The 18,674-nt window shown below is 45.6% G+C and carries 18 protein-coding genes; 9 read left to right on the top strand and 9 right to left on the bottom strand.

Annotated elements, in window-relative coordinates:
- Positions 1-89: 89 nt before the first annotated feature.
- The 3 genes from ACLIIY_RS26895 to ACLIIY_RS26885 all read left to right on the top strand — a co-directional run bounded on the left by ACLIIY_RS26895 (position 90) and on the right by ACLIIY_RS26885 (position 3,345).
- Positions 90-443 (top strand): hypothetical protein, encoded by a 354-nt coding sequence (locus ACLIIY_RS26895; RefSeq protein WP_434528892.1) that lies wholly within the window; start codon positions 90-92, stop codon positions 441-443.
- Between the two features lie 121 nt (positions 444-564).
- Positions 565-2,565 (top strand): HAMP domain-containing methyl-accepting chemotaxis protein, encoded by a 2,001-nt coding sequence (locus ACLIIY_RS26890; protein ID WP_434528891.1) that lies wholly within the window; start codon positions 565-567, stop codon positions 2,563-2,565.
- A 300-nt stretch (positions 2,566-2,865) separates the two neighbouring features.
- Positions 2,866-3,345: a Dps family protein gene (locus tag ACLIIY_RS26885; RefSeq protein WP_005388254.1), complete on the top strand. Its 480-nt coding sequence runs from the start codon at positions 2,866-2,868 to the stop codon at positions 3,343-3,345.
- A gap of 108 nt (positions 3,346-3,453) precedes the next feature.
- Here ACLIIY_RS26885 and ACLIIY_RS26880 read toward each other — a convergent pair whose 3' ends face one another.
- Positions 3,454-4,068, bottom strand: a complete 615-nt coding sequence (locus tag ACLIIY_RS26880) for an HAD family hydrolase (RefSeq protein ID WP_434528890.1) — start codon at positions 4,066-4,068, stop codon at positions 3,454-3,456.
- Between the two features lie 124 nt (positions 4,069-4,192).
- On the opposite strand from ACLIIY_RS26880, the gene ACLIIY_RS26875 reads away from it, so the two are divergent.
- Positions 4,193-5,188 carry a S66 family peptidase gene (locus ACLIIY_RS26875; protein ID WP_434528889.1) on the top strand — a complete coding sequence of 332 codons (996 nt, stop codon included), beginning with the start codon at positions 4,193-4,195 and terminating at the stop codon, positions 5,186-5,188.
- 28 nt (positions 5,189-5,216) lie between these two features.
- Here ACLIIY_RS26875 and ACLIIY_RS26870 read toward each other — a convergent pair whose 3' ends face one another.
- The 4 genes from ACLIIY_RS26870 to ACLIIY_RS26855 form a co-directional block, all read right to left on the bottom strand.
- The gene (locus tag ACLIIY_RS26870) at positions 5,217-6,293 is read right to left on the bottom strand and encodes a PQQ-dependent sugar dehydrogenase (RefSeq protein ID WP_434528888.1); all 1,077 of its coding nucleotides are present in this window, start codon (positions 6,291-6,293) and stop codon (positions 5,217-5,219) included.
- A gap of 149 nt (positions 6,294-6,442) precedes the next feature.
- Positions 6,443-7,591 carry an L-threonine dehydrogenase gene (yiaY, locus tag ACLIIY_RS26865; RefSeq protein ID WP_005442614.1) on the bottom strand — a complete coding sequence of 383 codons (1,149 nt, stop codon included), beginning with the start codon at positions 7,589-7,591 and terminating at the stop codon, positions 6,443-6,445.
- A 334-nt stretch (positions 7,592-7,925) separates the two neighbouring features.
- Positions 7,926-8,576, bottom strand: coding sequence for an isoprenoid biosynthesis glyoxalase ElbB (gene elbB, locus ACLIIY_RS26860; RefSeq protein ID WP_434528887.1), 651 nt, complete (start codon positions 8,574-8,576; stop codon positions 7,926-7,928).
- 12 nt (positions 8,577-8,588) lie between these two features.
- Positions 8,589-8,735 (bottom strand): hypothetical protein, encoded by a 147-nt coding sequence (locus ACLIIY_RS26855; RefSeq protein ID WP_181136946.1) that lies wholly within the window; start codon positions 8,733-8,735, stop codon positions 8,589-8,591.
- Between the two features lie 129 nt (positions 8,736-8,864).
- Here ACLIIY_RS26855 and yddG point away from each other — a divergent pair, with 129 nt between their 5' ends.
- Positions 8,865-9,767 (top strand): aromatic amino acid DMT transporter YddG, encoded by a 903-nt coding sequence (gene yddG / locus ACLIIY_RS26850; protein WP_038897274.1) that lies wholly within the window; start codon positions 8,865-8,867, stop codon positions 9,765-9,767.
- A gap of 120 nt (positions 9,768-9,887) precedes the next feature.
- Here yddG and ACLIIY_RS26845 read toward each other — a convergent pair whose 3' ends face one another.
- Together ACLIIY_RS26845 and ACLIIY_RS26840 are read right to left on the bottom strand one after the other, a co-directional pair.
- A complete protein-coding gene (locus ACLIIY_RS26845) occupies positions 9,888-10,781 on the bottom strand; it encodes a cation diffusion facilitator family transporter (RefSeq protein ID WP_038882288.1) in 894 nt (297 codons plus the stop codon).
- Between the two features lie 175 nt (positions 10,782-10,956).
- The gene (locus ACLIIY_RS26840) at positions 10,957-11,835 is read right to left on the bottom strand and encodes a LysR family transcriptional regulator (protein WP_009704717.1); all 879 of its coding nucleotides are present in this window, start codon (positions 11,833-11,835) and stop codon (positions 10,957-10,959) included.
- Positions 11,836-11,884: 49 nt separating this feature from the next.
- Between ACLIIY_RS26840 and ACLIIY_RS26835 the strand changes: the two genes are divergently transcribed.
- Positions 11,885-12,583, top strand: a complete 699-nt coding sequence (locus tag ACLIIY_RS26835) for a class I SAM-dependent DNA methyltransferase (RefSeq protein ID WP_434528886.1) — start codon at positions 11,885-11,887, stop codon at positions 12,581-12,583.
- A gap of 63 nt (positions 12,584-12,646) precedes the next feature.
- Here the strand turns inward: ACLIIY_RS26835 and ACLIIY_RS26830 are convergent, their stop codons facing one another.
- On the bottom strand, positions 12,647-14,617 hold the full coding sequence (locus ACLIIY_RS26830; RefSeq protein ID WP_434528885.1) for an acetoacetate--CoA ligase: 1,971 nt from the start codon (positions 14,615-14,617) through the stop codon (positions 12,647-12,649).
- A gap of 221 nt (positions 14,618-14,838) precedes the next feature.
- Between ACLIIY_RS26830 and phhA the strand changes: the two genes are divergently transcribed.
- Entirely contained in the window at positions 14,839-15,633 is a 795-nt protein-coding gene (phhA, locus tag ACLIIY_RS26825; RefSeq protein WP_132699392.1) for a phenylalanine 4-monooxygenase, read from the top strand.
- On the top strand, positions 15,623-15,961 hold the full coding sequence (locus tag ACLIIY_RS26820; RefSeq protein ID WP_005433587.1) for a 4a-hydroxytetrahydrobiopterin dehydratase: 339 nt from the start codon (positions 15,623-15,625) through the stop codon (positions 15,959-15,961). Before phhA ends, ACLIIY_RS26820 begins: the two co-directional genes overlap by 11 nt.
- A 311-nt stretch (positions 15,962-16,272) precedes the next feature.
- On the opposite strand, the gene ACLIIY_RS26815 is transcribed toward ACLIIY_RS26820, so the two are convergent.
- Positions 16,273-18,042 (bottom strand): choice-of-anchor I family protein, encoded by a 1,770-nt coding sequence (locus tag ACLIIY_RS26815; protein WP_434528884.1) that lies wholly within the window; start codon positions 18,040-18,042, stop codon positions 16,273-16,275.
- Between the two features lie 232 nt (positions 18,043-18,274).
- On the opposite strand from ACLIIY_RS26815, the gene ACLIIY_RS26810 reads away from it, so the two are divergent.
- The gene (locus ACLIIY_RS26810; protein ID WP_053049367.1) at positions 18,275-18,619 is read left to right on the top strand and encodes a HopJ type III effector protein; all 345 of its coding nucleotides are present in this window, start codon (positions 18,275-18,277) and stop codon (positions 18,617-18,619) included.
- The last annotated feature ends 55 nt before the right edge of the window (positions 18,620-18,674 follow it).

Genomic DNA, 18,674 nt, shown 5'->3' with positions numbered 1-18,674 from the left:
GGCTTCTTTCTATGAGCTGTAGAAAAAAACTTGGAAATTGAAAAAAGTATTCTTATCTAATTAAAGAGTGAATTATAAGGAGGAGCGACATGTACCGTTATGTCAGTTCGCCAAAAGCATCGAAGTACATAGTGCCACCACCACAGCATCGTGAGTTGTCGAGTATCGATGTGCCGGAGTCAGAACTTGAGATGCGTGAAATTCTGAACAATTGGTTTGCCGATGGATTGGCGCCCATCATTCAGAATGAAGACAATTACATCTCTGCTAATGAGCAACAGCGCTTTGAGCAGCTCAGCCGTACGGTGGGCGCGCTACTGCGTAACAAAGATTACTACTTCGCCACCAAGCGGATTCTTTCGTTGTGGGAGCAAGACTGTTTAGAAACCACTTACGTTAATTATCTGATTTTACGTAGTGAGCGCATACCATACTTCGAATAAGTCCCATTTCTTGGCTTGAAATAGTGGTTTACATGGTTTTCTTAGTAACTTTTGATACCTGTATTTAACATTTTTGTAAACGTCGTTATATTTAAGGCTCATCGTTGTCAGGAGTTTATGGATGAACCTTACGATATCAGGGAAGTTGCAGCTCAGTTTTGTGCTGCTAGCCGTACTTTTTATGGCATCAGCGGTATTCACGTATCGCAACGTCACCACCGTAGAGCAATACGCCTCTTCGTTACTTAAATCTGATCTACCGACCGTCGACACCAGTCGCGGTATCCAACAGTCCGTTCAAGCGTCGCTGTCTTCTATTCGAGCCTACATGTTGCTAGGGGGTGATGAAGAGGCGAGTGCACGTCTAAGTGAGGACGTACGCAATATCATGGCATCTACAGACGAGTCGCTTCCAACGTTACAGGCTTTGATCTCTGAACAGGATTTTCAAGCGATTCAAAGTCAGTGGGATGCGGTAAAAGTCTCTCTAAACAAGTTGATTGAGCTCAGTCACAGTGATGAGAACTTACCCGCGCATAACCTCTTTATTAACGAAGCGGCACCCATTGCAGAAGTGGCACTTGATCAGCTTCAAAGCTTAATCAACGAAGAGTCAGGAAACCCATTTGGTGGGGACAGAAAGCGTTTGTTTAAAGTCTACGCCGACAGTTATACCTCGCTCGCCAATGCCCTGTCTGCTCTGCGAGATTTCCTGTTGTACGGGCAGCAAGATCATCTGGACAAATACCACGACTTGATTAAGTACCACAATCAGTCTGTGGCGGAAATCGACAGTAAACTCGACAGACTGACTGATAACGACCAATCATTGTGGTCACTGTTTAAGGAAATGCAGCAACTGTACTTTCCTTTAGCAGAGCAGGTAATTGCATTGCGTCAATCGCCAGAGTGGAACGAATCAAACTTGTTAATGGCGAATGAACTGTTGCCAGCAGCGGATGCACTAGACCTAAGCTTAGAAACGATCGTATTGGCTCAGCAAAGTCGTGCAGATCAAAGTGGACAGGGTATTAATCAGTCGATCAAGAACGTACTCACCACTATGTTGATTGCTGCGGCATTGGTTTTGTTTGCCGCAGTAGCGATTTCAAAATACATGGGCAATACCATTGGTCGCCGAGTGAAAAACTTATCGGAGCGAGCCAAGACGATCGCTTCAGGGGATGTTTCTCAACCGCCGCTCACTGTTACTGGGAAAGATGAATTGGCAGACCTTACCGATTCGATTAACCGCATGAACCAATCGTTAGCGAGCATCGTGGCAGGGGTGAGTGAGAAAGCGCACCAAGTGGATACCAGTATGGGGGCTTTGTTGGAATCGGCGCAAGTCACCTCATCGAATGTGGAACAGCAACAGACCAGCATTGTTGAAATGGGAAGCCAATTGGATGAAATCGCTTTAGCCGCGCGTAACACCCTAGCTCAAGCCAATCAATCGGTGCAGAAGCTTTCTGATTCAAAAGGCGAGATTGAACAAGGTCGTGATGCTTTAGAGCAAAACAAAGTCACCATGGAAAGCTTACATGGCAGCATTGAAACCGCGAGTACGCAAGTCACACAGCTAAGCAAAGAGAGCGAAGCCATTGGTCGAGTGACGGAAGTGATTGAAGGTTTGGCAGAGCAAACTAACTTACTGGCCTTGAATGCCGCGATAGAAGCAGCGCGCGCAGGTGACCAAGGGCGAGGCTTTGCGGTTGTGGCGGACGAAGTACGCATGTTAGCGACGCGCACCACTCAATCGACGACAGAAATCAACGGCATGATTAATGCGATTCAACGCTCGACCCATTCGGTGGTTGAGGAGATTGAACACAGTCAATCACTTGCGGAGCAGGGCGCTGAGCACATTGAAAAAGCGGTAACTCGTTTGCTCGTCACTACTGAACAAATTGGTTCTTTGAATGAACAAATGGCAGAACTTGCAGCAGCGGCAGAGCAGCAATCTCATGCGACCAATTCGATCACTGGATTGATGTCCGGTATTACTCAATCAGTGGATGAGGTTTCTAATAATAGCCAACGTGCATCAGAGACATCATTGCAAGTAAAAGAGCAAGTTACTGAGTTGAATCAACAGATGGCAACTTTCAAAACGGCATAGATAAGGTTTACGTCTGTTCATCTACTTTTGAACGTTAACCAAATAGTAAAAAAGCCCCAATTCTTTTTACACAAAAAGGATTGGGGCTTTTTGTTGGATGATACGCCGATATTCGTCTACTTGCTCATTGGATTTGGCTATTTAAATCATAGCTAAAACCAAATTTTCTTCACCGAGCCGGAGTCGTAATATGACTCCATCGGCAGCAAATACTGCAAAAGAATTTTTAAACTTTATACCAATCCCGGTAAGAGAATCGTTCGTTACTACGATTGGTATCATCCTTCTAGGAGCAAGATTATGAACAAACAAGTAAGCCTAATTGGTCTAGACAGCGAACAATCAGCACAACTAGCTCAACAGCTAAATCAACTGCTAGCGCATTACCAAGTGTTGTACATGAACTCTCGCGGTTACCACTGGAACATTAAAGGTGCGCAATTCTTCGAACTGCACGTAAAATTTGAAGAGATTTACACTGATCTACAAACAAAAATCGATGAGCTTGCAGAGCGTATTCTAACTTTGGGTCATACGCCAGCGCACGCATTCAGCAACTACTTGGAAGCAAGTGAAATTAAAGAACATCAAAACGCGACTTCTGGTGAGGAGTGTGTACAAGGTCTGGTTCAAGGCTTTAGCGTTCTACTTCTAAAACAGCGTGAGATTCTACAAAACGCGGGTGAAGCAGATGACGAAGGTACAGCGGCATTGATGGGTGACTACATCCGTGAGCAAGAAAAATTAATGTGGATGCTTAACGCTTACCTACAAGGCTAAGCAGCGCATCACCCAAGCAATCCTTGGGAACGCATGAAACAATCGGGAATAAGTCATAAGGGGCACGTTGGTGCCCCTTTTTTTGTTTGCGTATTTTATATGTGTGCTTTATTTGCGTGGTAAGGACTCGAAACGGCTCAATAAATCACTGAGTTCATTAAGCGCCAACGAGGCTGAATCATTAAAGGTTTCTTGATTACCGTGATGAACAAGGCAAGAGGGCATCTGCGCGTTATACGCTGCCTGCAAGTCGTAAAGGTAATCGCCGACATAAAGCACTTCATTAGGCATCAAACGCCACTCTTTCGCCAACACCTGCAAAGACAATGGGTCTGGTTTGGGCGGGAAGCATTCACGAGTGATGACTCGTTCCACTGAGATTTGGTTGTGATCTAGTTTACGCTGCGTGGCGATTTGGCAGTTGCGCGTCACGATAGCGGTTTTGATTTCATTTTGATGCAGGTGGGCGAGCAATTCATGGCAGCCAATCATTGGAGCAGACTGCTCAGCATCAGAAATCTCGTAATCAAATATCACGTTATGAGCGTGCTCTCGATGATGAGGATGCTCAAGTGCGTCGACAAAATCCAATAGATCTTCACTCTGCGGACAACCTAGCTGTTGTCGCAATTCGCCGAAGTTCATATCAGAACTCACCAAGGTGTTGTCTAAATCAAACACCACGGCTTTAATTTTATCGAGCTGTAAAGGGAATGGAATCATAATGACCTCGTACAACTTAACCGAACTATCGTTTTAAAAAACAAAAGGTTATTGTTAAGTTTAAATTCTTCTGCTTAGATTGTACGAAAATAAATCAACCATGTATCACAAAACAAGGACGCGCATGATCATTCCTAAACCATTACAAAAAGGCGACACCATCGGCTTTTTCTCGCCATCCTCTCCAGCCACGGTATTTGCGCCAGCGCGTTTTGAACGTGCCAAAGCGTATGTGGAATCCCATGGTTACCAGCTAAAAGCAGGTAGCTTAACGGGCAAAACTGACCAATATCGCTCGGGTTCGATTCAAGAGCGAGTAGAAGAATTGAATGCGCTGATTCGTGATCCTGAAGTGCGCTGTATTATGTCGACCATTGGCGGTTACAACAGTAACTCATTGCTGCCTTACATTGATTACGAGGCATTGAAGAAAGATCCCAAGATCATTGTTGGCTATTCGGATGTGACGGCTCTACTCATGGGCATTTATGCACAAACCGGCATCGTTACTTTCTATGGTCCCGCTTTAGTGGCATCTCTGGGTGAATTCCCGCCACTGGTGGACGAGACCTTCGCTTCGTTTGAGTCGATTGTGAATACGTTAGATGGATTGGCGCATCAATACACAATGCCTCAAGGGTGGACAGATGAATGGATAGAGTGGGGCGAACAAGACCGCGCAAAGCACACGCTAGCGAACCAGTGGCACTTTAAAGGCGAAGGCAAGATCACCGGACGCTTGATTGGCGGCAACCTCAATACCATGACAGGCATCTGGGCAAGCAAGTTTATGCCGAGTATCGAACAAGGCGATATTTTGCTGGTGGAAGATTGCTTGCAGGGTATTGAAACGGTCGAACGCTCTTTTGCGCTGCTCAAGCTTTCTGGCGTGTTTGAAAAAGTCAGTGCAGTTGTTCTTGGCAAGCATGAAAAGTTCAACGATAAAGGCACAGGACGAGCACCTATAGATGTGTTGCTAGAAGTGCTTAACGGTCAACCGCTGCCGATTTTGTATGACTTTGACAGCTGTCATACCCACCCAATGCTCACCGTTCCATTGGGCTCGACCATGACGCTCGATTTTGACAATGAAACGGTGGCAGTGAGTTTAAAGAGCTAGCTTTGTCTGACTAGCTCTTAAGAGGAAACTATTTCTCCTCAAGACGAAAGATTTTGCCGCTGTCGGTAGAAAAGTAGATATAACCATCGGGGCTGATGGTTATATCTCTTACTCGCTCACCAAGATTCTCCATCAATCTTTTTGATTCGGTGAGCTTGCCATTCTCAATAGAAACCACGTTGATGTGCGCCAGTTTCAATGCACCGGCGAGGATTTTTCCGTCCAACTCTGGGTATTTATCGCCACGGTACAAGATCATATTGCTGGGTGCGATAGAAGGGATGTATACCAACTTTGGATCTTCCATTCCCGGTAACGACTTAGCTTCCCCGACGTCCAACGGACCCCAATATTCTTTACCATGAGAGACTTTTGCCCAGCCGTAGTTCGCACCTTTCTTGATTAGATTAATTTCATCGCCGCCGCGCGGCCCATGTTCAATCGACCACAGCTGTTTTGTTGCTTCGTCGTAAAACATACCTTGTGGGTTGCGGTGCCCGTAACTCCATATCTCAGGACGAGCTTCGGAAGGTTTGAATGGGTTGTCTTGTGGAACCGAACCATCAAGGTTGAGACGAAGAATACTGCCAGCATGGGTTTGAGTGTCTTGCCCATTATCACGTTCGCCACGGTCACCGATTGAGAAGTAAACTTTATCGTCAATAAATGAAAGTCGACTGCCGTAGTGGCGACCCGTGTCGGTGATTGCATCAGCAACAAAGAGATCTTTCCAACCTACAAGCTGATTGTTTTGCAATTGCGCCGTCGCTAACGCCACCGTATTGCCTTTGCTCGTGCGCTTGCTGTAGGTAAAGAAGAGTTGCGGGTTTTGCGTATCGGCATTCGGTGCGAGCGCGACATCCAATAAGCCAGCTTGCCCACTAGTGTTCACATCGGGGACGTTAAACAGCTTTTGAGGTTTGCCTGATGTGATATCCAGCAACGAAACCGTACCGTTCTTTTCATTAACGATAACGCGTTGGTTATCTAAGAACTCGATCCCCCAAGGGATCTGAAATCCATTCGCCACTTCGTTAGCGCGGTATTCGGCAGCGTTGGCAGAAAAGGATAAACAAGCGAGTAGGGCAGCAGCAATCGTTCTCATGGTTCCTTCCAATATGAATCGTATTAATGCTTAAAAGCTAACACTAAAAGAGAACGTTTTGCAGAGCATGGATTGTATAAGAATGTAAAAAATCCCCGATACGAGATCGGGGATTGAATTAAGGCTAGAGAATTGTTTATGTAGCGAGATTACATCGCTTCTTCGAAGATCTTAGAGATTTCTTCGTGAGTTGCTTGTTTAGGGTTAGTGAAACCACAAGCATCTTTCAGTGCGTTGTCTGCTAGTGTTGGGATGTCTTCTAGTTTCGCACCAAGCTCTTTAATACCTGCTGGGATACCCACATCTTTCGCTAGAGTAACGATAGCGTCGATTGCTGCCGCTGCACCTGCTTCAGCAGACATGCCTTCTACGTTTACGCCCATTGCTTTCGCTACATCACGTAGACGCTCAGGACATACTTGCGCGTTGTAGCGCTGTACGTGAGGTAGAAGAATCGCGTTACAAACACCGTGTGGAAGGTCGTAGAAACCACCTAGTTGGTGTGCCATTGCGTGTACGTAACCTAGAGACGCGTTGTTGAACGCCATACCCGCCATGAACTGTGCATATGCCATTTGTTCACGAGCTTCTAGATCTTCACCGTTTTTCACGGCTGTGCGTAGGTAAGCTTGGATAAGCTCAATCGCTTTGATTGCTACCGCATCAGTGATTGGTGTTGCCGCGATAGATACGTAAGCTTCAATCGCGTGAGTTAGGGCATCCATACCTGTTGCCGCAGTTAGCGAAGCAGGTTTAGCTAGCATTAGCTCTGGATCGTTTACAGAGATAAGCGGTGTTGTGTGCTTATCAACGATAGCCATCTTGATGTGACGCTCTTCGTCAGTGATGATGCAGAAACGCGTCATTTCAGATGCCGTACCCGCAGTCGTGTTGATTGCGATAAGTGGCATCATTGGTTTTGCAGATTGGTCTACGCCTTCGTAATCTGCGATTTTGCCGCCGTTAGAAGCAACAAGCGCGATACCTTTCGCACAGTCGTGTGGTGAACCGCCACCTAGAGAGATAACGAAGTCACATTCGTTATCTGTAAGAAGTGCCAAGCCGTCGTTAACGTTGCTGATAGTAGGGTTTGGTTGAGTGCCATCGAACACAACAGTTGCTACGTCGCGTTCTGTTAGTAGATCTTGAACCTGCTTTACTACACCGATTTGGTTAAGAATCTTATCCGTAACAATCAAACCTTTTTTAAAGCCTTGAGATTGGATGCTGTCTGCTGCGTCTTTCAGACAACCAGCGCCCATTAGGTTTACGGTAGGGATAAAAAATGCACTTGTCATATTGGATTGCTCCGTCGTTATTTTTAATAATCTTTCTTAATCTGTCATTTACTCTTGCATACCCCGTTCTTGATTTAGATTGATCTAGGACAAGTTTAACCCCTAAGGGGTATCTTGAGGGCTGAAAGTGTGATGACAGTCTTGTTGCACAGTGAGATGGTGCAACACCTACTTAACGTAGCTGAAATATCTCATTTATCACGCAAACGATTGGCAAAAATAACAAGATTCGTACGGTTTATCTCTCAATTCGACTAAAGTATAAAAAATCCCCATTAATATGTAGTCTATCAATGGGGATTCGTATGGTGTGTTTTAAGCAAACGTTTTCGATTTAGGCGATTTTAACTAACTTATCTACTAGTTTTTCAATGCCTGACGCGGCTTGGGAGATATTCTCCGCTAACATATAAGCTGGTGTTGAAAGCACGTTGTGTTTTTCATCGAAATGGATTTCATCCACCTGACAATTGACATGGTCGCCCCCCATATGACCGAATGCTGCAGCAGTGGCTTCATCGTTACCAATGGTGCCTTTTACACCTTGATCGTAAATCATAGGGATAATAGTTGGTGCGATGCATAAATAACCTGCAGGTTTGCCCGCTTGAGCGAACGCACGACACGCTTGGGCGACGTGAGTATTAATCGAACATTCTGCGCCAGAGACGGCGAAGTCGGTTAAGTTTTTCGCGGCACCAAATCCACCTGGAAGCAGTAGGGCATCGTATTCATCCACGTTAAGTTTGGCGACATCGTCAATGTTACCGCGAGCGATACGAGCTGATTCGATCAAGACGTTGCGTGTTTCATCCATTTCGTCACCAGTTAGGTGATTGATGACGTGGAGTTGGTCAATGTTAGGTGCAAAGCAGTGCCAAGTTGCACCTGCTTTCTCGATGGCGTAGAGCGCCAATACGGCTTCGTGGATCTCAGAACCGTCGTAAACGCCTGAACCACTTAAAATGACTGCGACTTTTTTCATGATTGGATTCCTTTACTGTGAACGTTCCTTAGATTGTTCTTCACTATCTAGACCATGCGTTTCCGAATGTGTTTCAACGTTTTCACTTTCGTCGTCTTCCTCATAGTAGCGCACAACAAACGGTGTCAGCATGACACTCGAAGGCAGAAAATGTTTCATATCGACTCCAACCGCTTAATAGAGTGGTTTTTATACCGATTTTGGAAAAAGAGTACGTTGAAGCGGATCATTTTTGAGTTAAGCTGCAGTTTCCTTTGGCATTCATGAGCAGTAGGTCACATAGATAACATGCAATCCTATCAGTTTCGTTTCACCCTTTATGGTTGTATCGCCATTCTCTCTTGGAGCTGTTTGCTAGGCATCGCTAGATTGGTGACAGAAAGTTTAGGGCCCGTGGGCGGATCAGCCATGCTGTATTCTCTGAGCTCCATTTTTCTGTTGATTGTGGTTGGCATCCCAAAACTGTCGTATTTCTCACCCAAGTATTTGATTCTCGGTGGGGCGATGTTTGTCTGCTACGAGATCTTCCTTGCGCTGGCGTTGGGCTACTCCAATTCTCGTTCTCAGGCGATTGAAGTTTCGATCGTCAATTATCTATGGCCTGCACTAACCGTGTTGTTTGCGGTATTGGGCAGTAACAAAAAGCCGAACTGGTTACTGTACCCGGCAGTTATGTTGGCATTCATTGGTGTCGCTTGGACGGTCAGTGGTGATAGCGGCTTATCACCGACGCAGTTAATGGCGAACATCAGCAGCAATCCGATTGTTTACTTCATGGCATTTGCAGGCGCAGTCATCTGGGCGGTGTATTGCAATCTGACTCAAAGACAACAATCGAAGCACAACGCGATTACTTTGTTCTTTATCGCGACAGCCATTTCTTTGTGGATCAAATACGCCTTTACTGATGAGCCGCCAATGGCATTCAGTTGGGAAGCGATGGGGTACTTAGTGGCTTCTGCAGCTTTAATGGCTGGTGGTTACGGGTTGTGGAATATCGCGATTGTTGGCGGCAATATGGTGTTTCTCGCAACCTTGTCTTACTTTACGCCGATTTTCTCTGCTCTGTTTTCTTCTATTATTCTAGGCGTCACTCTAAGTCACAGCTTCTGGCAAGGGGTCGTAATGGTAACGGTTGGCTCGCTGATGTGTTGGCTGGTCACTAAAGAGAAGCGCGAGGCGGCTGGATGAAAGTTGGTATAGAAATATTTAGAGCACGCTTGAGTATCTTTCAGGTTCAAATCAAAGCAAGAAAAAAGCTCCCGAGATTGGGAGCTTTTCTTTTGAGTTCTAATGATTCTTGGTGGCGCTCTAATACGCGACGTTCAATTGTAATTGAAGCTTGAATCTGTGCTTCGATAGTCGCTTAGTAAGTTGCTTACGAGTGTGTTCTAGCGTATCAAGCTCTAGTGTATCGTCATCCACATGTACGTCCACATTCACTCGCAATTCTTGACCAACTTTAGTTACGCCAGCCAGTTTCAATTGGTGCTCAGTTACCTTTTCAATCTCAAGAACGTCTTTACCAACGCTCTGACATAGTTCTTTGCTAGGTGTCATCATTAACAGTTCACGTAGGGCACCAACTAGCATATCAAATGGTACTTTAAGGAAGTAGAAGCCCATCAACACCATCATCATAGGGTCTGCATAGACCGCGTAGTGCGCGTATGGTGTTAGTGATACTAACCATGCAGCGATAAAACCAAGGGTTACTGCAACACTAAGTAGCGTATCCATTTGCCATTGTTTTTTCTCGGCTTCGATTAAACCTGATGAAAAACGACGGCTTTTCTTCGCCATAAACCACCAAGCGTAACCACAACCAATCACGTTAACGACACCGAAGATGGTTGCGATGGAAGCGTCTACCTCGCGACCGCCTGTCATTAACGCCGTTACCGCAGAGAATAATGAGAAAGCAACTACAACTAAAATAACGGCTGCTTTGATAGCGATAACGATAGGTTCAAGTACAGCTTTGCCGAAAGGAAAAATAGATTTTGATGGCTTGCTGATGTAGTAAGAAGCTGCCAGTGACAATAAAGTTAACAGCAGACTGACTAGAGAATATACACCGTCAAATACGATGACGATCGACCCAACAAGCAAGCCAAGTACCATCCCTCCGACCGCAAACCCAGATGCTAAAAGGGCTGAGAAGGTTAAGATACGGTTTTCGTTTTTGCTTGTCCTGTCACACATAAAAGATGCCTTAAATTATTACACCCTTACATTCTTCTCCTTGGGGTAAATTTAAGCAAATGAAAACTGTGTGACATTTAAACGATGAAATGAAGGTTTTGATATATTTTATTATATATCAATAGTTTGCGTGAAAACCTTGCTGTCAATTTAATTGACGCTCACTGCAATATGTTTAGAAGTCGAATAAATACTCGCTTAACTTATCGGCCAACCAACTCATTGCTGGGTGTTCTGTTTGTCCATTTGGAACGAACATACAGTAGTCTTCTTGCGTCAAACCATAAGTGTGTTTGATCACTGCAAGTTTCTGATGTCGCAAGTAATGTCGGATCAGTGGCTCTGGCAATACGCCCCATGCATCTTCTTCCAAAATGGTGTTCAGCATGTAGTCAAAACTGGAGAAGCCAATGTATCGAGTAGAAAAGGGTTGCAGCTCTGGGTTGTCTTTTTCGTTCAAATACACCATCAACGCTTGCATCTGGTTACGCAAATCTTCGTCTGTGACACGGCGCATCTTACTTAAGCGATGTTCGAAGCTGCATACTGACATCATGCGAATTTTGCCTAGAGGATTGTAGACAATATGCGGATCGTCGACACGTTCGTAGTCCACGCCAAATGCAAAGTCGACTTGTTGTGTACTGACTAAATTTGAAAGGTCACCACTGGACGCCAATATTAAGTTGAAGGTTGTCGACGGGAAGCGATTGTTTAGCGTATGAGATAGCTCTTGCCACAGTTCGTCTGGCAGCGAGTCGTCACGTGCCACCCAAACCTCGGCGTTGAAGCCGTCAGAAACTTGAGCGCAGGTCTTTTTGATTCGTTGTGCGGTTACAAGCAGGTTTTCACAGTCTTTAAAGATCGCTTTCCCTGCTTCCGAGAGTGTTAGCTGATTGCCAGTTCGAGTGAACAACTCGACGTCTAGGTCTTTCTCAAGCGCCTTAATTGCCATACTCAGCTTAGTACGATTGCAATCGAGTTGACGCGCAGCCTCCGAGACGGAGCCATACTCGGCAATGGTACAAAAGGCTTCAACTTGCGATAAGTTCATGATTAAAAAAGACCTAAACTGAAATGATGAGAATCGATAGCGCAGACGAATGAACGTACTGACGCTTAGAAAGATTATCGAAAAAAACACGGATTCGCCAGATAAGTCTATGGTGTTTTGGCGTTTTTGCGGTAATCTATGGGGGTTACAAGAAGTGAACATGGAGGCCACGATGGCACAAGATTGGGACGGCTTAGCAAAGAATTGGGAATCTAACCCAGCAACAGATCAATTTGCTCAGTCGGTGTTTGCACAGTTACAACAGCTTACTCAGCTTGATGGCATTAAAGTATTGGATTTTGGATGTGGGACAGGGCAGTTAAGCCAACTATTGTCGCCATCCGCAAAAGAGATTGTGGCGCTGGATGCATCTGAAGCCATGATTGAAGAGCTTGATAAGAAAGAGCTAGAGAATGTAGAACCGGTTGTTGATGCATTGACGCGTGGTCTAGTCGCTCAGCACCCAGCATTCCGTGGTCAGTTTGACCTAGTCGTTGCTTCTTCAGTGCTGGCTTTTATCGAAGACTACGAAACGTCTCTAGAGATTGCTCACTCGTTACTCAACGCTGGTGGTCACTTCGTTCATTTTGATTGGATTGCAGATTCAGCAAAAGAAGGCTTCACGCTAGTGAAATCAGAGAACGCACTTATCAAAGCCGGCTTTACTGAGGTAGAAACGAAAAAGGTCTTCGAAATCACATCAGATGGTCACACAATGTCAGTATTAATGGGCGTAGGTCGCCGTTAATCCCCGACAAAGAACATAAGAAAAGCGAGCTATTTAGCTCGCTTTTTTGTTTCCTTTGATTTGCTAGGCAAAGGTGAGTTGTCGAATTTCTTCTAAAACATCCGGGTTCGCAATCGCACCTAAGTTCTCAACTTCCTTACCATTTATGACTTGTTTGACTGCAAGTTCCACCAACTTTCCTGAGCGTGTTTTAGGAATGTCGCTGATGGCGAAAATTTGGCTTGGCACATGCCTTGGCGAACAGGACGTTTTGAGGCGCGACTTAATCTCTGCTACTAACCTGTCATCTAAAGTGACGCCAGAAACGATCTGAACAAACAGCCAAATTTGTTCGTTTCGCTCGATCTCTTTACCAACGGCAATGGAATCGACGATACCTTCTATGACGTTTACCTGCTGATAAATCTCCGCTGTGCCGATGCGCACACCGCCAGGATTCAACAATGCATCGCTACGACCGTAGAAAACAAATCCACCTTTGGCGCTGCGTTCGACATCATCACCGTGATGCCAGATATCATCGAACTTGTCCCAGTAAGCGTTGTGGTAGCGTTCCCCGGTATCGTTCCAAAAGCCGACAGGGAAGTTAGGCATAGAGTTGGTGCAGACGAGCTCACCACGTTGTTCACTCACGCTTTGACCTTGCGAGTCGAACACTTGAACATCAATACCCAAACCAGCGTACTGACATTCACCACGATAAACAGACGAGATAGGGTTGCCTAATACAAAGCAGCCACAGATGTCTGTTCCGCCTGAAATAGAAGCCAAGTGCAGATCTTGCTTGATGTGTTGAAACACGTAATCAAACTGCTCTGGATAAAGCACTGAGCCCGTAGAGCACAAAGTTCTTAAAGCAGGGAGAGAGTAATCTTGGATTGGCGACAGTCCGGCTTTTTCTATCGCCTCTAGGTACTTGGCAGCAGTACCAAAGAGACTCACCTCGGCGCGCTGAGCTAAATCCCATAATACGTGAGGTGCTGGGTAAACCGGGCTCCCATCGAAAATCACCAAGCACGCACCACTCGCCAGAGCAGATACGTGCCAGTTCCACATCATCCAACCACAAGTAGTGTAATAAAAGACGCGATCTTGAGGCTGAATGTCTGAATGAAGCTGGTGCTCTTTAAGGTGATTGAGAATAGTACCGCCAACAGAATGCACGATGCACTTAGGTTTGCCAGTTGTGCCGGAGGAATAAAGCACAAACAGCGGGCTATTGAATTCCACGCGAGTGTAATGCAACGGAGCAGGGGAATACTGATTAATGATGTTTTGCCAATCGTGAGTACAAACATCGCATTCGAACACATGCGGTTTGAGGTAACCGATCTGACATACTTGTTTCAGTCCATCAAGATGATCCGCGATGTGATGGTTCTTCTCCAACATATCGAAAGTTTTGCCGTTGAAGGTATAACCATCGCAGGTGAAGAGAACCCTTGGCTTCACTTGCCCGAAGCGCTCAATAACGCTTTCTACCCCAAAATCAGGGGAGGTGGACGTCCAAGTTGCGCCTAAGCTGGTGGTGGCTAGCATTGCAATAACGGTTTGTGGCATATGTGGTAAATAACCTGCAACCACATCGCCTTGCTTGATGCCACATTCGACTAACCATTGCTGAATGCTCGAGACTTCGTCACGAAGCTGTTTCCATGTGTAAGTCTGTTTGTCGCCGCGTTCGTTTTCAAACCAAATCGCCAGATCATCCGCTTGTTGCTCTGCCAAACTGAGCAGGTTCTCTGCGTAGTTAACTTGAGCTTGAGGGAACCACACGGTATCTCGATTTTGCATTGGTGATTGCCAACGGCTTTCACCTTGTGCTTTTACTGTATCGCCTTGCGTGCCAATTAGGTCGCAAAATTGCCAAACCTCTTTCCAGAAATGCTCGTTATGCTCCAAAGACCATTGGTGCAAATCAGAGTAGTTTTTGAGCTCGAAACCCTGCCGATTAATGTGCTCGATAAACTGCGTGATGTTGGCTTGCTCGATTCGATCTTCCGTCGGCTGCCAGACTTTGTTGCTCTCGCGCATAGCTCCCTCTATAACAAAGTTTTAACGTTTTCAGTCTGAGGTGAACCAGAAATAAAGTCAAACTCGTTGGAGAAACTAGCTCCTTATGTATATCAATGTCTTAGGTGTTAATGTAAAGAAAATGTTACACCTAGGTTTTGAGTGGAAAATGGCCAGGGGATTGGAAGGACAAAAGAGTGTAGATAGGCTTAATGTAAGGGATTTGTTAACGGAGATGTGCAATGACTCAGTATCATTCAAAACCCGTCGATCAGGATGGAAGGGTAGAATGGAGCCATGAAGAGGATGCCATTTGGCGCGACTTGGTAACAAGACAAATGAGCGTGATTCAAGACCGTGCATGCGACGCCTATCTGCATGGACTCAAGCTACTCGATTTACCTCATGACCGCGTGCCACAACTGCCCGAAATCAATCGTGTTTTGATGGAAACAACGGGCTGGCAAGTGGAGCCAGTACCCGCGTTGATCGACTTTGATCGTTTCTTCAATTTGCTTGGCAATAAACGCTTCCCAGTCGCGACGTTTTTGAGAACGCGAGAAGAGTTTGATTACCTACAAGAGCCAGATTTCTTCCATGAGATCTTCGGTCATTGCGCCATGCTCACCAACTCTGATTTTGCCGCCTTTACCGAGCATTACGGACAGCTTGGCCAAGCCGCGACACCAAAGCAGCGAGGGTACCTTGCGCGTCTATATTGGTTTACAGTCGAGTTCGGCTTGGTTCAAGAGGGTAACAAAACCAAGATCTATGGTGGCGGCATCCTTTCATCTCCGGGAGAAACCATCTATTCATTGGAAAGCGACATCGCGATTAGAGACGAATTCGACCTACAAACTGTGCTAAGGACCCCTTACCGCATCGACATCATGCAGCCGAAATACTACGTGATTGAAGATTTGTCCCAGCTTTTCCAAATTAGCCAACTGAATCTATTGAAACAAGCCGATCTAGCGATTGAAGCCGGATTGCTTCCACCACTTTTTGAACCAAAGGAACCTGCTCATGTTGAATGAACAAAAATGCGAAGCTTGTAGTATCGATGCCATTGCACTTAGTAAAGAGGAACAACAGTCTTTGCTGCTGCAATTATCTGATTGGCAGATCATTGAGAGAGATGAGATTCCTCAACTTGAGAAGGTCTACAAGTTTAAGAACTTCAAACAAGCGTGGGCGTTTAGCAACAAGATTGCCGAGCTTGCAGAAGATGAATTCCATCACCCATCAATCTTGCTGGAGTGGGGCAAAGTGACCATCACGTGGTGGAGCCATTCCATTAAAGGTCTGCATAAGAACGACTTTATCTGTGCTTCGAAATGCGATGCGTTGGCGATTGAAGAATAGAGCTGAGTGATTAAAGAGAGATTCCGGACATCTCGTTCCTCGATTCCGGAATGACGTTGGTAGTGATTGGGTTACTCAGAACTGCAAATGACCTTTGCTAGCATGGTACGACTTGGAAGTGGAAGAGATCTTTTCCACTTTGCAGGTTAGTATCGTTCTGAACTGCTAGGCTAGCTTCCGTCATTCTCGAGAGCGACGAAGGAGCGAGTCGGGAATCTCACTCTCAAACAATGCTCACTGATTATAAACAAAGCGCCCGGACTGAAGTTCGGGCGCTTTACTTTTAATTTTTTTCTCTTGAAGAGCGAGTATTAAAGCTCAATTCGAAACACAGACGTCGTGCCTGAAACTTCATTACCAACCGCGATAAAGTGTTGTCCGTTACGAGCAAAGTAATTGATTGACTCTGGCGCCAAATCACCTGCTTTGGGATTGTAAGTGTCGTTCGCGCATTCGCCATCTTCCACTTCTGTACAAACTGGTTGGCTGTAATCACGACGGTTTACGTAATGTAGGAACTGCGCTTGTTTCGGGTCTGTGATGTCATAAATCATGATGCCGCCTTGACGCTCCAAGCCGATGAACGCGTAATGACGACCATTGATTTGTGCTACTTCAATTGCCTCTGGCTCAATGCCTTTGTCGTCACTGCGGTCATCCCCACTGTCATTGCTATCGTTGGTGCTGTTGAAGTTCTTACCTTCATTCATTAATGCGATGGTTGCGAAATCGTCACCACTATCGAAAACCAACTCACCGTTTTCATCCCAAATAGAGAACGAACGTGCGCCAAAGGCTTGAACATTGTCTTGCGCAGAAAGCGTTTGTTCAGGCTTAATCACTTTTAGACGAGCGAGTTGCTTGTTATCTTTTAGCGCCTCTGCCAGCGGGTGATCTGCTGCGACTTTCAGCTTCTTACCGCGCACCTCATCAACATGGCTTAAACAGGTGCCTTGCTCAGAAGTATATTCATCTGTACCGAGGTAATCGTCTTCATCCCACTTGAAGCCGGCTTGGTCACATAGAGCTTGTGTTGTTTTGAAGCCATACTCACGACCGTCACCTTCGTTGGCAGAGAGGATGTAAGTTTTGCCATCTACCGAGTAGCTGTCGAGGGTATCTGGCATGTACAGACCAACCAGTTGAGGGTAGCTCTTAAAGTTGCCAATGATTTTGTCTTTGTTCGAAGCATCCAGTTTTGAATCAGACCAAGATTTCTCGCCCAGACCCACAATCTTCTCTACCGATTTGTTTTCTGGGTTTACGATTGCCATCGCGTTGTTTTCTTGCAGTGCAACGTAGATTTTTCCATTGTCAGCAAAGGTGAGGTATTCCGGTTCTAGATCTTGCGCCACCGTTGCATTTGGACCTGAGATTCGAACATCAGCAGGTAACTCAGACTTACGTGCACCATCAAACTCATTGAAACCAATCTGCGTGACTTCTGCTTGTTTTACGCCTTGGCTCAAGTTGATTAATGTGATGCTGCCTTCTGGATCGACACTGTAGTCACCATTTGGCTCACCTTCGTTTGCTGTCGCAATGTATCTGCCATCTTTTGAGAAGCCAACCATGTCTGGCAATGCGCCAGTAGGGAAGGTGGTGATAAGCGACAAATCATCCGAGCGGTACAAGCCAACAATGCCATTCGCCTGCTTATTGCTGTTTTCAATCGCTACAGCGACTAAACCATTAAAGACTGCAACGCTGTTTGCCGCACCAATTTCAACGCCTGCCGCTTCGCCCGCGCTGTTGAGGTCGATGAATGCGGTTTGCGTTGGTGCGCCGTTGTCATCCATAGAAAGCACATCGACACGCTTTGCTTGAGCGTTGACCACGTAAAGCTTGTCAGTACATGCATCATATTGAACGATTTCTGCTGCCGACGTATCGAATGGTGCGTCAGCGATAGACGTTCCCATAAAGGTCAAACCTTGGATGGATGTCTCTCCAGCAACAGGTGCTACTGGTGCTTTACATTGGGCTGCAAACGAAGAGAGAGAATCGTCAGGTTGAGATGAACATGCGATGGCAAGTGAAGATAATGCCAATACGCCTATTGCCTTAAATGGGGTGGTCATGATATTTCCTTATTAAGCAGATACAATGTTGCTCAATGCACCTAAATTAGATATCTATTCATTCACTACAACAGTGAGGAATAGTGCATTGATTGATGTGTTATTAAATAAGGCTCTGAATATATTTATGATTTATGACTCTTATATTGGCTTTTGATGAAACAAATGTGTCAGTTTTAATCTGAACGTATGTCGAACACTTAAGATGAAAAGACACTAGGAACTAGAAATAATGGAACTTAAAGAATTTTTGGATGCGCTAGCGGCATCACCTGAGACAGTAGAATTTGAAACGACAATGGCAGCCATTGAGGCAAACTACGCGTTTACGCCAGCGGCTTTTGTGAATGGTGAAACGCAGAACATTGCAGGTGAGAATAACGGCTCGTGCAAGATCTTCGCTTTTGGTCAATTGAACAACCTAAGCAAAGAAGCAACGTTGGCGTGTTTTGGTCGCTTCTACCGTGAAGACGTATTGGCACATCCAGAGAACAATGACCATCAAAACATTCGTAACTTTATGGTGACAGGTTGGGATGGTGTGAAGTTTGAATCCCAAGCGTTAGCGCAGAAATAGTTCGCAGAACTTACCTTCATTTCAATGATAGCCAGTCCGTTATGTCCATGTTCGA

The sequence above is a fragment of the Vibrio sp. K4 genome, assembly GCF_051122595.1.
GTDB lineage: Bacteria > Pseudomonadota > Gammaproteobacteria > Enterobacterales > Vibrionaceae > Vibrio > Vibrio owensii.
Note: the sequence above shows the minus strand (reverse complement) of the source record. Positions and strands in the feature narration are given on the sequence as shown.

Excerpts from the sequence above, each read along its gene's own strand:
- ACLIIY_RS26895 (WP_434528892.1), top strand. The coding sequence starts at position 90 with ATGTACCGTTATGTCAGTTCGCCAAAAGCATCGAAGTACATAGTGCCA.
- ACLIIY_RS26890 (WP_434528891.1), top strand. The coding sequence starts at position 565 with ATGAACCTTACGATATCAGGGAAGTTGCAGCTCAGTTTTGTGCTGCTA.
- ACLIIY_RS26885 (WP_005388254.1), top strand. The coding sequence starts at position 2,866 with ATGAACAAACAAGTAAGCCTAATTGGTCTAGACAGCGAACAATCAGCA.
- ACLIIY_RS26880 (WP_434528890.1), bottom strand. The coding sequence starts at position 4,068 with ATGATTCCATTCCCTTTACAGCTCGATAAAATTAAAGCCGTGGTGTTT.
- ACLIIY_RS26875 (WP_434528889.1), top strand. The coding sequence starts at position 4,193 with ATGATCATTCCTAAACCATTACAAAAAGGCGACACCATCGGCTTTTTC.
- ACLIIY_RS26870 (WP_434528888.1), bottom strand. The coding sequence starts at position 6,293 with ATGAGAACGATTGCTGCTGCCCTACTCGCTTGTTTATCCTTTTCTGCC.
- yiaY (WP_005442614.1), bottom strand. The coding sequence starts at position 7,591 with ATGACAAGTGCATTTTTTATCCCTACCGTAAACCTAATGGGCGCTGGT.
- elbB (WP_434528887.1), bottom strand. The coding sequence starts at position 8,576 with ATGAAAAAAGTCGCAGTCATTTTAAGTGGTTCAGGCGTTTACGACGGT.
- ACLIIY_RS26855 (WP_181136946.1), bottom strand. The coding sequence starts at position 8,735 with ATGAAACATTTTCTGCCTTCGAGTGTCATGCTGACACCGTTTGTTGTG.
- yddG (WP_038897274.1), top strand. The coding sequence starts at position 8,865 with ATGCAATCCTATCAGTTTCGTTTCACCCTTTATGGTTGTATCGCCATT.
- ACLIIY_RS26845 (WP_038882288.1), bottom strand. The coding sequence starts at position 10,781 with ATGTGTGACAGGACAAGCAAAAACGAAAACCGTATCTTAACCTTCTCA.
- ACLIIY_RS26840 (WP_009704717.1), bottom strand. The coding sequence starts at position 11,835 with ATGAACTTATCGCAAGTTGAAGCCTTTTGTACCATTGCCGAGTATGGC.
- ACLIIY_RS26835 (WP_434528886.1), top strand. The coding sequence starts at position 11,885 with ATGAACGTACTGACGCTTAGAAAGATTATCGAAAAAAACACGGATTCG.
- ACLIIY_RS26830 (WP_434528885.1), bottom strand. The coding sequence starts at position 14,617 with ATGCGCGAGAGCAACAAAGTCTGGCAGCCGACGGAAGATCGAATCGAG.
- phhA (WP_132699392.1), top strand. The coding sequence starts at position 14,839 with ATGACTCAGTATCATTCAAAACCCGTCGATCAGGATGGAAGGGTAGAA.
- ACLIIY_RS26820 (WP_005433587.1), top strand. The coding sequence starts at position 15,623 with ATGTTGAATGAACAAAAATGCGAAGCTTGTAGTATCGATGCCATTGCA.
- ACLIIY_RS26815 (WP_434528884.1), bottom strand. The coding sequence starts at position 18,042 with ATGACCACCCCATTTAAGGCAATAGGCGTATTGGCATTATCTTCACTT.
- ACLIIY_RS26810 (WP_053049367.1), top strand. The coding sequence starts at position 18,275 with ATGGAACTTAAAGAATTTTTGGATGCGCTAGCGGCATCACCTGAGACA.